General features: G+C 54.6%; 8 protein-coding genes, 1 pseudogene and 1 CRISPR repeat array. Of the genes and pseudogenes, 1 reads left to right on the top strand and 8 read right to left on the bottom strand.

All coding sequences use genetic code 11. The features are described from left to right. Nucleotides 1-13: 13 nt before the first annotated feature. Nucleotides 14-1,638, top strand: a pseudogene (tnpC, locus tag THINI_RS01080) (IS66 family transposase). 42 nt (nucleotides 1,639-1,680) lie between these two features. Further along, nucleotides 1,681-3,379: direct repeats of the CRISPR family, unit length 28 nt; unit sequence CTCATAACCCCTCATGGGGATTCGGAAC. 122 nt (nucleotides 3,380-3,501) lie between these two features. Here tnpC and THINI_RS01075 read toward each other — a convergent pair. From THINI_RS01075 to THINI_RS01035, 8 genes are all read right to left on the bottom strand, one after another. After that, nucleotides 3,502-3,747 carry a CRISPR-associated endonuclease Cas2 gene (locus tag THINI_RS01075; RefSeq protein ID WP_154724316.1) on the bottom strand — a complete coding sequence of 82 codons (246 nt, stop codon included), beginning with the start codon at nucleotides 3,745-3,747 and terminating at the stop codon, nucleotides 3,502-3,504. A 227-nt stretch (nucleotides 3,748-3,974) separates the two neighbouring features. Beyond that, the gene (cas1, locus tag THINI_RS01065) at nucleotides 3,975-4,943 is read right to left on the bottom strand and encodes a CRISPR-associated endonuclease Cas1 (protein ID WP_002706838.1); all 969 of its coding nucleotides are present in this window, start codon (nucleotides 4,941-4,943) and stop codon (nucleotides 3,975-3,977) included. Nucleotides 4,944-4,952: 9 nt separating this feature from the next. Beyond that, complete coding sequence (locus THINI_RS01060; RefSeq protein ID WP_002706837.1) at nucleotides 4,953-5,501, bottom strand: CRISPR-associated protein Cas4; 549 nt, start codon at nucleotides 5,499-5,501, stop codon at nucleotides 4,953-4,955. 76 nt (nucleotides 5,502-5,577) lie between these two features. Next, nucleotides 5,578-7,641, bottom strand: a complete 2,064-nt coding sequence (locus tag THINI_RS01055; RefSeq protein WP_002706836.1) for a DEAD/DEAH box helicase — start codon at nucleotides 7,639-7,641, stop codon at nucleotides 5,578-5,580. Then, nucleotides 7,632-8,282, bottom strand: coding sequence for a hypothetical protein (locus tag THINI_RS01050; RefSeq protein ID WP_002706835.1), 651 nt, complete (start codon nucleotides 8,280-8,282; stop codon nucleotides 7,632-7,634). Before THINI_RS01050 ends, THINI_RS01055 begins: the two co-directional genes overlap by 10 nt. A 15-nt stretch (nucleotides 8,283-8,297) precedes the next feature. Further along, the gene (gene cas7d, locus THINI_RS01045) at nucleotides 8,298-9,284 is read right to left on the bottom strand and encodes a type I-D CRISPR-associated protein Cas7/Csc2 (protein WP_002706834.1); all 987 of its coding nucleotides are present in this window, start codon (nucleotides 9,282-9,284) and stop codon (nucleotides 8,298-8,300) included. Between the two features lies 1 nt (nucleotide 9,285). After that, on the bottom strand, nucleotides 9,286-12,168 hold the full coding sequence (locus tag THINI_RS01040) for a hypothetical protein (RefSeq protein ID WP_002706833.1): 2,883 nt from the start codon (nucleotides 12,166-12,168) through the stop codon (nucleotides 9,286-9,288). Further along, complete coding sequence (locus THINI_RS01035; protein ID WP_002706832.1) at nucleotides 12,165-12,905, bottom strand: CRISPR-associated endoribonuclease Cas6; 741 nt, start codon at nucleotides 12,903-12,905, stop codon at nucleotides 12,165-12,167. The genes THINI_RS01040 and THINI_RS01035 overlap by 4 nt, the downstream gene beginning before the upstream one ends. Nucleotides 12,906-12,926: the final 21 nt, after the last annotated feature.

The raw sequence follows: 12,926 nt of genomic DNA, 5'->3' as shown, positions 1-12,926 counted from the left end.
TATCATTTAACCCATGGATTTAGCACCGCCGCCAGCCCCCAAAACCACATCCCATAGCGACCTGGACGCTGCCCGCCTGCGCCAGTTGCTGGCGCAGCAAGAGGCGGAATTTGCCGCCGTCCTGAAACAGCGTGACCACCATATCCAGCTCCTGGAAGAAATGCTGCGCCTGGCCAAAATACAGCGGTTTAGCGCCCAGTCTGAAAAGCTCCCCTTCCAGATTGACCTGTTTGATGAAGCCGAGTTGGCAACCGCGCTGGAGGACATCGCCGGACGACTGCCGGAGGCGGAACCCGCCAGGCCCCGCCCCAGCCAACGCCAGCGCGGCTTCCCGCCCGGGCTGAAGCGCCAACGGGTGGAGCTGTTGTTGGGTGATGCGGAAAAAGCCGGGGCGACCCGCACGTTTTTCACCAAGGTCAAGGAAGAGCTGGACTACATCCCGGCGCAACTGGTGGTGCTGGAATACTGGCAGGAAAAAGCCGTGTTTGCCGCCGGGGCCAGCCAGGATCCCGCCCCGGCAACGGCAGATGGCGGGCCAACGCTGGTCGCCGCCGCCCGTCCGCCCCATCCGTTGGGCAAATGCCATGCCAGCCTCAACCTGCTGACGCAGGTCATCATCGCCAAATACGCCGATGGCCTGCCCTGTACCGCCTGGAGGGCATTTTCAAACGCCACGGCGCGGAACTCAGCCGCAGCAGCATGGCCCACTGGATCATCCGTCTGGAGGACAGCTTCAAACCCCTGCTCAACCTGCTGCGCGAAACCCAGAACAGCGGCGCTTACCTGCAAGGCGATGAAACCCGCATCCAGGTGCTGAAGGAGGACGGCAAACCGCCCAGGCCGACAAATGGATGTGGGTGGTGCGGGGCGGCCCGCCGAACCAGGTGGCGGTCTTGTTTGAATACGACCCCAGCCGGGCGGGGAGCGTCCCCGAACGCCTACTGATGGACTTCCACGGCATTTTCCAGGCCGACGGCTATTCCGGTTACGCCGCCGTGTGCCGCAACAACGCCATCACCCGCATTGGCTGCTGGGACCATGCCCGCCGCAAGTTCGTGGAGGCCGTCAAGGCGGCGGGCGGCAAACAGGCCCGTGGCAAACCCACCCTGGCGGATATTGCCCTGGGCATGATCCGCAGGCTCTACCGCATCGAGGACAACATCAAGGGTCTGGACACGGCGGAGAAATACCGCCTGCGCCAGCAGTTGAGCGTGCCCCCTGCTCAACGAACTGAAAACCTGGCTGGAAACGCAGGTCGGCAAGGTGATGAAAGGCGGCCTCACCCGCAAGGCGATGGAATACTGCCTCAACCAGTGGGAATACCTGAGTGGCTACTGCCAACGCGGCGACCTGCATATCAGCAATGTGCTGGCGGAGAACGCCATCCGCCCCTTTGCCGTGGGCCGCAAAGCCTGGCTGTTTGCCGACACCCCGCATGGCGCGCGCGCCAGCGCCGCCTGTTATTCCCTGATTGAAACCGCCAAGGCCAACGGCCTCGAACCGTATGCCTATATCCGCTATCTGCTGGAGCATATCGCCCAGGCCGACACCCTGGAAAAATGGGAGGCCCTCCTGCCATGGAATGTGCCGCTGGAGAAATGTGCGAAAAAAGTCCCTTTTTTTGACAAGGGCAAGTAGGGCGATTTAACGGCGCTTACGATTAACCGATGATAACCTGCTCTCATAACCCCTCATGGGGATTCGGAACCATCCAGATGACCATTACGACCTGCCTGGTTAAGCTCTCATAACCCCTCATGGGGATTCGGAACCCACCATGATTTCCGCCAGCGCCAGCAGTTGCGCGTCTCATAACCCCTCATGGGGATTCGGAACCCGGGAACCACAGCCTGCGCCAATGCCGGTTAAATCCTCATAACCCCTCATGGGGATTCGGAACCCCAATCTACTCCCCGCCGCGCCGGTCAACGCGGCGCTCATAACCCCTCATGGGGATTCGGAACCTGAATTCGGCGTCGACCCGCTACTGGTGAAATCAGTCTCATAACCCCTCATGGGGATTCGGAACAGACATGAACGCCGCCTGCAATCCCGCCAATGTATCCTCATAACCCCTCATGGGGATTCGGAACACTTCAACTTGCCCGGCAGTTTTTCCGTGTTCTGACTCTCATAACCCCTCATGGGGATTCGGAACTATTAATGTGAATTGTTGCAAGGCTTCTGGCATACAACTCATAACCCCTCATGGGGATTCGGAACACGTACACCTGTTCTGCTTTCGCAATCTTCGCAGCAACTCATAACCCCTCATGGGGATTCGGAACCTTTGCGGCTGCTTTTCAGCAGGGCTGCGGCGCGGCCTCATAACCCCTCATGGGGATTCGGAACGCGCTGGATGTGCTGTTCGCCAGCCGTCAAGTCGCGCTCATAACCCCTCATGGGGATTCGGAACCCACGATTCCGTTGCGCAACCAGACATAATCCTCTGCTCATAACCCCTCATGGGGATTCGGAACTCAGCTATTGGCTGGCTGAATATGACGCTCCATCATCTCATAACCCCTCATGGGGATTCGGAACCCCTCAAGTTCTCCCCAGCCTCTGCCAGCTTTACCACTCATAACCCCTCATGGGGATTCGGAACTGTGTCAGACCGAAGTGCCCGCACCCTTTATTGAGACTCATAACCCCTCATGGGGATTCGGAACCGGAGCAATCGGCAGATTAACCGATGATAACCTGCTCTCATAACCCCTCATGGGGATTCGGAACCATCCAGATGACCATTACGACCTGCCTGGTTAAGCTCTCATAACCCCTCATGGGGATTCGGAACTTTCGTCAGTAGTCAGCAGGGTCAGATCGCCTTGCTTCTCATAACCCCTCATGGGGATTCGGAACGTTGCAGGAAAAAGTAGGCGGTCGAACACCTGCTGACTCATAACCCCTCATGGGGATTCGGAACGTCAGTACCGTGCCGGTGGACGCATTCAGCAATTCCGCTCATAACCCCTCATGGGGATTCGGAACGTCCATGCTGATGATGTCCGGCCTGTTGATCTGCACCTCATAACCCCTCATGGGGATTCGGAACGAGAAACGTATGTTTATGACATTCGCTTTTGTGCTTCTCATAACCCCTCATGGGGATTCGGAACTGAGTTCGCCTGCCGCGCTCATGACGTATACCCATCCTCATAACCCCTCATGGGGATTCGGAACTCAGTATCGCATTTGCTACAGATGTATTTCATTTTTGCTCATAACCCCTCATGGGGATTCGGAACCTGCGCCTGATGGCCAGTGCGGAATCCGATGATTGTCTCATAACCCCTCATGGGGATTCGGAACCCGCCAACCCGCTGTTGCAGGACGTGAACATCGGCTCTCATAACCCCTCATGGGGATTCGGAACACCCGATTCCAAGCCAAACTCAGCACCCAGCTCGAAACCAGACCAGATAAAAATAGCACGAACAGAAACACAATAGACATCAAAGGCAGGTAGTTTTGGCTTCATCCAAGGTCGAAGTCAGCTTACAGAACCGTAAAATCACGGCGGTGGTCATCAAGCGGCGTCCGTTTCAATTCCCCCTTCCCTGCTTCGCTCTTGGCAAGATGGCTGACCTCAATATTCTGCCGGTTGGCAGCGCGTATTTCCGTGACACGATCCCCCGGAATCATCAAGCGGCTCAGTTCATGCTGGAGCCTGATAGCCTGTGCATCGGTGATGTCGCCGGTAAAAACAGAATATTGCTCGTGGTTCAGAAAACGGCGCAACAGCTTTTTGAATCGCTTCGGGTCTTATTCCCCGCCCCTTGGGGCGATTCTTCAAACAGCGTCGGAAGGCGCTGTTGAACGTAGCGAGCCACGCAGTGTGTGAGCGAAGTGAAGTGATACCCCGCTTTCGAGTGAAACGAGAAAGTCGACCGAAGGGAGAGGGCTTGCCCCGGGGATGTTCATTTTCTCCGTGCGCTTGGCCTCCACATCATACGTGACCAGCATGAACATCAGACTCTCCGTTTGAAGGATTCGTATTCGGCCATGCCCAGCACCTCGCGTTCCAGCACCAGGGCTTCGTGGTAAATCCAGTTGCGGAAACTGCGCCCCTGATACTGTTCCTCCAGACGCAGGGAAAACTGTTCCGCCACCTGCCGCCGCCCGGTTTCACTCAGCAGACATACCTGATCATGCTGCTCAAACCAGCTGGCATCCACCATCCGCCGTTGCACCATGCGGAAAATCAGCATGTCGGTCAGCACCGGCTTGAACGGCTCGGCCAGATCAAGACTGAGGGAAGCGCGACCATAACCCGGAGCATGTAGCAGGCTGAAGGTTTCCTCCAGATGCGTCTTGCTGATTTCATGCCGCACCACCGTATAAACCAGCTGATTCAGGAACGACAACAGGCAATTGACCGGATTATTGGGCGGACGCCGTACCCGCTTGCCAAACCCCAACTCAGGGTGGATAGACGGCCAGGCTGCATAATAATACTGGTGCAATTGCCCCTCGATCCCCATCAGGCTGTTGGTATCCTTAGCTTTGGGGATAGAGGCCAGCAGTTGCTGCATATCGGCTACCGGCTGCTTCATACCCTCGTTACCCCGGTACTGGTAGTAACGCAGGTTGGCCAGCATGTTATGGCTCGCGCCGCGCACAATCTCGCGCGCTACCGCCATGCGGCGGGCATCATCCAGCAGCAATTCAGCCTGTTTGAGTTTGACCTTACCCGCCGGACTCTTGTCCGCCGGTTCAAACGCGCCCTTGAAATAGCCGTAGTAGTCGAAAACCGACAGCCGCACACCGTGTTTCCCACATAATCCCAACAGGCGGGAATTCAGGCGGCTTTCCGACAGCAGCACCACATGCGACAGCTTTTCAATCGGCAGGGATCGCTTCTGGTCGCCCACCTTGATTTGCAGCGTGTTCTCATGCTGGCGCAACTGCGCTTCCTTTGAAACGAACAGGGTTTCCATCTGGCATCCTTAATCAAAGCCACAAAATGCTGCCAGCGAACAGGTCTGGCACAAACCGATACGCCTCGCAGCAGGTACACTTTCCTGCTCCGCCAGTTGCTCCAGCCTCACGGAGGCATTCCATAATGTCTGCAAGCGCTTGGCATCCAGCATCACCTCCCGCTTGCGGCGCGAAGTCAGTACATGCGTATAGGCACGCCAGCACTTGCCGGTAGTGATCGACAGCATCAGCGCATAGAAAGCCGTCTGCTCGCTGGATGCATCCACCGCCCCTGCGCTGCCCTTGTTCTCGTAGACAATGCTGTTTTCCCAGTCGATCCGGTCAGGAGCCAAACCAAACAACCCCCGCACCGAATGATCACGCTGGTAACTGGTGGCGTGCAGCGCATTGCCGGTCTGCACCCGCGAATACCATTGCGCGAAATTCACCTTGTGCAAATACATCCAGGCACGCCGTTCACACAAGGCAACATGCTGGAAGTGCAAGCCGTGCAGGTTGAGGCGCTCGATGCGTTGGTAAAACGTTGTTGCCAGCGGCCAGTGGAAATCGGCTTTCATAGAGCCAGCACCGACAACTTCCCAGCCGCAAAAACACGGTATATACTCTGGTATCTACTATGCTCATTTAGCATGTTCAGCCCAAAACCCCACATACTGCATCCGCCGCAATATCCACATCATGCCCCGCCACACAACCCGTCAGGCGCACCAGCGTATCCACCGCCTGCATTGCTTCAGGGTAGGTTTCCCAAGCCTCGTCAGTGTCAATACACCGACGCCTGTCCTCAAACACCCTCAGCCATTCCCGCACAAGGCTCGCATCTACCTTCAGCTCATCAATAACCGGCTTATGCGGGTAGTACACTTTCATCATGCGCTGCACGCGCTGGCGCTCATCTTCCGGCAGCAGGTAATCATCCAGATCACCTTCCAGTTGGAAGTAGTCATTTTTCTGTGCATCTTGCAGCAAGGGTAGCCTTAGCACCGAGGTTTCACGCGCCAGCCACACCCGATCTGCCTGCAATTTGAAACCATCGCCCTCGATAACCGTAACGCGCTTGCCAATATCACGCAGCATCAGCGCCCGTTGCATAAACCAGCGATACCATTCCCGTGCAGAACGCTGGTAGTCGGGGTCATCCAGCAACGGCTGAATAGCCTTTAGTAACTGGTACACATGCGCACTGCTTGGTGGTTGGTAAGTACGCAAATGCCCAGCACGATGCCCCTTGTTGCTGGAATGTTGAATGAGCTGTTGCCAATACAAACCACTAGAGTAATTGGCATAATGCGACAGGCTGCCAAAGTGGGGCGTATGCGTTGCCTCATCCTGTCTGGTTTCAGTATCTGGCTCGGCATCCGTTTCAAAACGCGACTGTGCTGATGCGCTTAACATGCGGTTGAAATCCAGCACATTAACCGACTGTCCCTGAAGCGCTTCAAGCCATTGTCGTAATTCTCGTTGCCAAGGAAAACGGTTGCTTATTGCCTCATCCAGCCGCACAAACACCTGCCCATCCTTTCCGCGCCGTGCAGCACGCCCGTAGCGTTGCAGGAAGCTCATCGGCGCAAATCCAGGCTCCATAAACATCACGTTTGCTTCACGGAACGTCACGCCCATTTCCACGCTGGCGGTGGCAATCAGAATGTTGAACTGATCCGGGTTTTGCTGCCTGCCGCTAGCAAAACCATAACGGGTCTGGCGGTTTTCGCCGCTATCGTCGATGCTGTTAATGACCAGCACTTTATTTGCACTGATACCCCATTGCTGAAGTTGCCGTTTCAAACGTGGCAAATCCCGCCGCAGGTCAGCCAGCGCATTGTAAATCACCACCACCTGACGGTTTGCCGCGACTTCCTGCTGGATCAACTCATGATGCTGTTGCAGACAGGCAGGCAAGGACTCTTCTGCCATAAGGGTCAGACACACATCGCCATGCAAAGGGCGAGCATCCGCAGTATCCACCAGTTCTTCTTCCAATCGTGCCACCGCAGATTTTGCCACCCCCAGCTTTTCCAGCGTGGGGTAAATCTCCAAGGGTGTCGCCGACAGGAAACTGATTTTTGCTTTGCCGAATGCCGTGCCGTCCGATAATTCAATACTGGCGAGCTTGGCAAACAAGGCTGCCAGCCCAAAACCTTGCGCCTCAATCGTGTGGAATTCATCAAAAACAATATGATCAAACTGGCTCAACAGTGAAAATACCCCATCCCCGGCACTGCCTTTGGTGAGCGCTTCCCGAGGGCGGTGCAACAGGTTACTGATGACTTCAGGCACGGCGATAATCATTTCGCCTTCATCACAGGTTTCATCGAGTGCGTCCAGTTGGCGCAACCGATAGCCGCTAATCCGCCGCTCCCCCTGTTCACGTAGCTGGCGAGTCTGATCCGAGGTAAACACCGCCACCTTTTTTCGCGCCAGTGCCTCTGTCCACGGCTCGCCCTGCTGCACCAGTTCATGCATCAGACCTGCCGCCAGATTCTGTGCCAACCGACGGGTAGGCACGATAAACAGGATGCGCTGCCCTTCCAGCAAGGCTTTCTGGAAGGCGTAGCTTTTGCCCGCCCCTGTAGGCGCATCGACAATGCGGATGCGCTTTTTCTCGTGCAGCAAGCGGTATTGCAGTGGCGATAAACCATCTTCCGGGCGTTTGGCAACGCTGTGTCTGGTAATCATGACTTCCATCGCTACACCCATTGCAAGACCTCATCCCGCGCTTCCGCCAGCGACATGGCGGGGCTGAGCTGGATGCCGTGCAGCAGGTAACGTGCCACGGGCAGTTCGCGCTGGAACAGGTGCGCGGTAGCGGCATTGAGTTGCACTTGCTCAATAGCCAGTTCGCCCTTATTCCGACCCGGCTTGCTCAGGCGTACCATGCCATTGCGGTGCAGACCAATGCGGATAATGATTTCATCTTGCCCTGTTACGGCAAACGGGTCATAGCCAAATAACGCACCCCGGAAAATCACACCGGGTGGGACTTCCTGGGTGGTGAAGTAGTCTTTCAAATTGCCTTTTTTCACCACATCCTGAATGCGTTTGCGGTAGCCTGCCTCCTCGGTCAGGTTCAAACGCCGCACCAGAGGTGGCAACAAACGTGGCTCATCGGTGGTAAACACCGATGCCCGCCACGGCATTTGCGTGACATCCCTCCGATAATCCTTGTTTGGTAAACAGGGGCTGGCATCCATCATGCCCAGACTGGCTGCCAAACCAAACATAATCGCATGGTCGCTGATCAATTCGGGCAAGGTCGCCGTGCCTTGTTGCACCATCAGGGAATGATAGGTAAAGGGAGTCAGCGTCTCCGCCTGTATGCCGGTAATAAGCTTGTTCATGCCTAAGCCGCCTGTTTACTGGAACCATTGATCGAACAATTCGGCAACCTTGGGTCGGGCTTGCTGGTATTCCTTTTCCAACTCGCTGCCTGTTTGATTGAAGGCTTCAATCAGTGCCTGCTGCCATTGGGTAACTTCGCCTCCGGCGATACTCAATGCATGTTCCGGCGCCAACAATTCGTGCAGCGTAGCCTGGGTCGTCATCACATCCAGCCCCTGATTACTAATCTTTGCCAGCAGCGCATAAGGCGAGGTGATGGCTTTCTCGAATTGATCGGCATACAAACCGACAATATGGGTGCGGATATTAGTTCCTGTCACGGAAGTTTGACCACCATAGGAACCCGCCATGCCAACACTCAGCAATAAATGCTTCAGGGCAATCTCTGGCAGCATTTTGCCGCGTGAACTCAGCACCTGAACCATCAGTGTTCCCGGCTTGATAAAGTGGCGGGTAAACAGGTTATCCGAGTTCTTGCCTTTTTCGGCATCGTACAACGTCCCATCTTCCATCGCTCGGTTATGGAAGGTCTCATCCACACACAAGTGCTTGCTTTGCAAGCTCAGGGCATCGGAGTAGTGCACCGCTGCCTTGACGGGCAACACACGGCTATCAAAATTGGCGGAATCCCCAAACACCAGTGCATTCAAATCGAAGGCATCTGATGGCTGCTGCCCTTTATAGAGCACAGTCTTGTTCTGGGCCTGTTTGCCACCCACACCTAGGGCACGCAAAATCTGCAAACCACGCCCGCGCTCCACGTATTTGAATTTATTGGGTACGGCACGCACATAGACATCACCGTCTACCTCAATATCGGTAATTTCCTGTTCTGCATTGCGGAATACCACAGGAGCAAGTGCTTCCCGAATCACCACCAAATTCACGCAGCCCAGATTTTTCAGCTTGGGATGAACATAGTATTTCTTACCATCGACCGTGCTCTGGTCGGTCAGGTGATTAATATCCGCCAGGTAGTTGTTTAAAGTCTCGGTATTCATATTAAGCCTCACTCATTGCTGTTGAATTTTCTGTTTGCTGTGTTTTCTCAGCCTTGCGCTGTTTCGCTGCTTCACGATGTGTCTGGATAAACGCCATGCGGTAAATGGCAGCCAATAAGCGTTTTTCCTTTTGTGCCGGTGGTTTGCCACCCAACACGCTAAACCACACCTCATCGACAAATTGTTCGGCAAATTTTAGGCAGGCTTCCTCTAACAGATCATCCCGATTTAAACCGAAACCACGTTTATCTTTTCGATCCAAATTGACCGCCAAAAAACCTGCAATACCATTGATTAAACTGCTGCGATCTGACTGCGGGTTTTTCAGGGATAATGAAGAAGCTGCCGTTTCCATACAGAGGTTAAAAACCAGTAACTCTTCACTGTGGCTATGCTTGGTCGGCATGTACTGGATTACCGTCGCCGCCCGCCCAAGGCGCACCAAAGCGCCGTCCTGTTCACTCATTTCACTCTCCTGTTGGGATTGAATCATTTGGTTCTGCAAATAGTGCATGGCATTTGCCAGCTTTTTGTCATCCAGCTTGTCCTCGGCATAGCCCCAGATCAGCGCACAAGCCGCAAAGCGGGTCTGCTTCAAGGCATACAGGGTTAGCACATCATAACCCAGACCTGTTGCCGCACTGATGGTTTCCGCGATTTCCAGGCGTTTGATGGCTGCCGGAATCTCCTCCAGCCGCAATTCATTAGCACCAATCAGGTTTTGTAAAATACGCGGCATGGCATCAAAGTAGAAAAAGGCTTTTTGTGGCGTTGGCAAGCCACGGAATAAGTGCAGAGGGCGACCAACTCGTAAACAGCCTTGCAATAACAAGCGCAAAGTTTGAATCTGGTCTTCGGTGCGTTCGGGAATGCGTTCCAGCCTTGCCATACGATAGCGGTAACGATAAATTTCCAACCCACGATAAACGGCTTTGCCTTCTTCTTTTTTACGACTTAAGTCATAGCTGGATAAGGCTTTGAATAACAGCTTGTTATCTAGTACCAATGCACCAAACAAGCCGGTGGTAACGGGTGAGGAAACCAGGGTTGGCACACCCGAAGGTTTACCACCCTGAACCACAAACACCTGCTGTCTCAGCTTATGCTCAGCCAGTGAAACCAAGCTGATCGGCACTTCGCCGCTGGCAGGTGCAGTAATCGAATCCGGCTTGCCCTCTCGCCCGGTAAACGCGGATACCTTGACCTCGTAAAGATTCAGGCTACTGGAAATCAGGGTGTTTGTTGGGCTATCCGTAAACAGGCAACGCCCGGTCGCTGCCTCATCTTCAGGGCTAAGCCGCCGCTGGTTCAGCAACTGCGAGAAATGCCGCTTCACAGCATTCAATGCATCAACACCTTCCCCGGCAAAGTGCTGATTAAAACCGTCCTGCCCTTCCGTACCTTCCAGCCAAGTTTGCAGCAAGCCCTGCTCGCCCCAGATACGTGCCTGTTTATCCACATCATCATGTGTCACCGCAACTGCCCAAATACCGAGCAAAATGCGTTTGGATTGTGCATCCGTTAACGACTCCAACCACACGGGCAATGCCATATCCAGCGTATCCAGTAATTGCTGTTCGCGCTGGGTGTAATCCGGTAAACCGTTCTTTTTGGTGACGGGAAGCTTCAAGGTCAGCAGCAAGGTGAGTTGTGCTGCCTTGAACAAGGCTTGCAGCCCCTGATAATCCAGTTCATCAGGGTTCGGATAAGGTGTGCTCATTTGCCCGGTGATTTTCCCCGGCCAACGCGGCTGTAAACTCACGCAGCTAAAGTTGGCATCCATTGCAGGCGTCAGCGCATCAATCAGGCTATTGCTCAGCAGAAATAAGCGTCCTAATTCTCGCCTTTGCTCTGCTGCTTCAATGAAATGCCGATAGCGTTCAACGTCAGGCTGGCCATTGCGTAGTTCCGGGATACCACGATTGGAAATGATCAGCTCCAGATTGAAAGGTAGACAATCCAGTAAGCGGGCAATCCCCCGCTTTATCACGGCTTGCCCATAACTGGCTGGCAGCAACATAAACAAACGCCCATCCTGATGCGTTTCCAGCAAGGGCGGAATACCCGACTCCATCCGGCAGGCATACGATAAATTGCGTTGTAATTCATCCAGCAAAAACGGATGGTGCGGGTCAAAAATATCCACCGCCTGCCACTGGCTTAACAGATCGCTGGCAAGCGCATTACTGCCTTGCATATACGTCATGATAGCCTCCAGCCCCTGCCGCGAACCATCCGCACACCACAGACCATCCAGCTTGTCTGCCAGTTGTGCATAGCGCTTGGCATCCACACCATAGGCATGTTTCGGCTCTTGCTGGCAGGGGTGGCGAAACGCCTGTGAGGTTTCAACCTGTTCAATGAGAAAGCGTAGTTGCTCGGCACTGAGTTGAATATCCCCCAGAAATTCAACAATGCCATAACGCTGCATCGCCAATTCCACATGTTCCAGCGTTAATGCCTCATTGCGCGGCAGTTGCAACATCTTGTCCAGATCGTGCAGAAATGCCGTTACTGCCAGCACTTTCAGTCGTTCAATCACAACGGCCTCATCCATCTCGGGATTAGCCTGTAACCAGCTCAACACCGCCAGTACCAATGCCCCGCGCGTGACCGATAGCATGTGATCCAGCAGGGTGATATTGCTGTTCTTACGATAGCGGGCAAATTTTTCCGGATCAGCGGAATATCCACCTTTGCCACTGAGGCTCATCAACTTGATGGTATCCAGATTGATGATTTTTCCCTCTGCTAAGGGCTTCTTATCAATCTCTTTGACCGGAAAAACGCGCTCATTCAGGACATGCTGCTCGACCACCTGCGCCATGAAGTCCCTGAAAACCTGTGCTGCCAGTTGATTGGCGCGTGCATACGGTTTATTCATCGCCCTACCCCCTGCTCAATCAACCCCAGACATCCAAACCCGCTACGGGTTTTCTCCCCGATCCCCGCATACCACGCCAGGCGCAAATCCTCCTCACTACCCTCCAGCAACAACGGGGCCTGCATGCCGATCACGAAACTCTTGCGCCCATCCCTGAAGGTTTTCAGATTGACCAATACGGAGTGCTGCGGGTTGGCGCGTAAATAGAGGGAGTCAGGGTAAATGCCCAGTTGCACGTCCCGCCCGGCCACAAAAGACAGTTTACGGTTGATGATTTCACCGAGGCTGGAACTCAGGTCATTCAGGTCGCGGTGCCAGCGCTTGCCTTTGCCGATGTGGCTGTCATCATGTAAAACCAGTGGGGAAAGCATCAAGCAACCCAGGCTGTGCTGCTTGGGTAAAATCGGGTCAGGCTCCATGCTGACCGTGGCTGCGGCGAAGTTGACACTGGCCGTATCCCAGCGGCGCTTAACCACCCGTGCCGGGTCAAGACGTGAAAGAATACGCGCCAGCCCAGCGTCAGCCGTGGATACAACCAGCCCATGGGTAAGCCCCGTATGCTTGCGATGCCAACCTAATGGCGCAAATGTCCATGGCTTTGCCTGATGCCCGATCACCTCATTGCTATCAGCCCCGGCAGCCACCAGTGCATTCACCAAAGCATCGTGGATAAGATCAAGGTGGTCGTATTGCTGTAGCGGCTCATGCTTGGGAAGTTGTAGACGGATTCGTAACATAAGGTTTTCTGTCCTGTTGCC

It is taken from the genome of Thiothrix nivea DSM 5205, from assembly GCF_000260135.1.
GTDB lineage: Bacteria > Pseudomonadota > Gammaproteobacteria > Thiotrichales > Thiotrichaceae > Thiothrix > Thiothrix nivea.
This window is presented reverse-complemented; position numbering and strand designations above follow the sequence as displayed.

Coding starts and splice junctions, on each gene's coding strand:
- cas1 (WP_002706838.1), bottom strand. CDS start 4,943: ATGGAAACCCTGTTCGTTTCAAAGGAAGCGCAGTTGCGCCAGCATGAG.
- THINI_RS01060 (WP_002706837.1), bottom strand. CDS start 5,501: ATGAAAGCCGATTTCCACTGGCCGCTGGCAACAACGTTTTACCAACGC.
- THINI_RS01055 (WP_002706836.1), bottom strand. CDS start 7,641: ATGGGTGTAGCGATGGAAGTCATGATTACCAGACACAGCGTTGCCAAA.
- THINI_RS01050 (WP_002706835.1), bottom strand. CDS start 8,282: ATGAACAAGCTTATTACCGGCATACAGGCGGAGACGCTGACTCCCTTT.
- cas7d (WP_002706834.1), bottom strand. CDS start 9,284: ATGAATACCGAGACTTTAAACAACTACCTGGCGGATATTAATCACCTG.
- THINI_RS01040 (WP_002706833.1), bottom strand. CDS start 12,168: ATGAATAAACCGTATGCACGCGCCAATCAACTGGCAGCACAGGTTTTC.
- THINI_RS01035 (WP_002706832.1), bottom strand. CDS start 12,905: ATGTTACGAATCCGTCTACAACTTCCCAAGCATGAGCCGCTACAGCAA.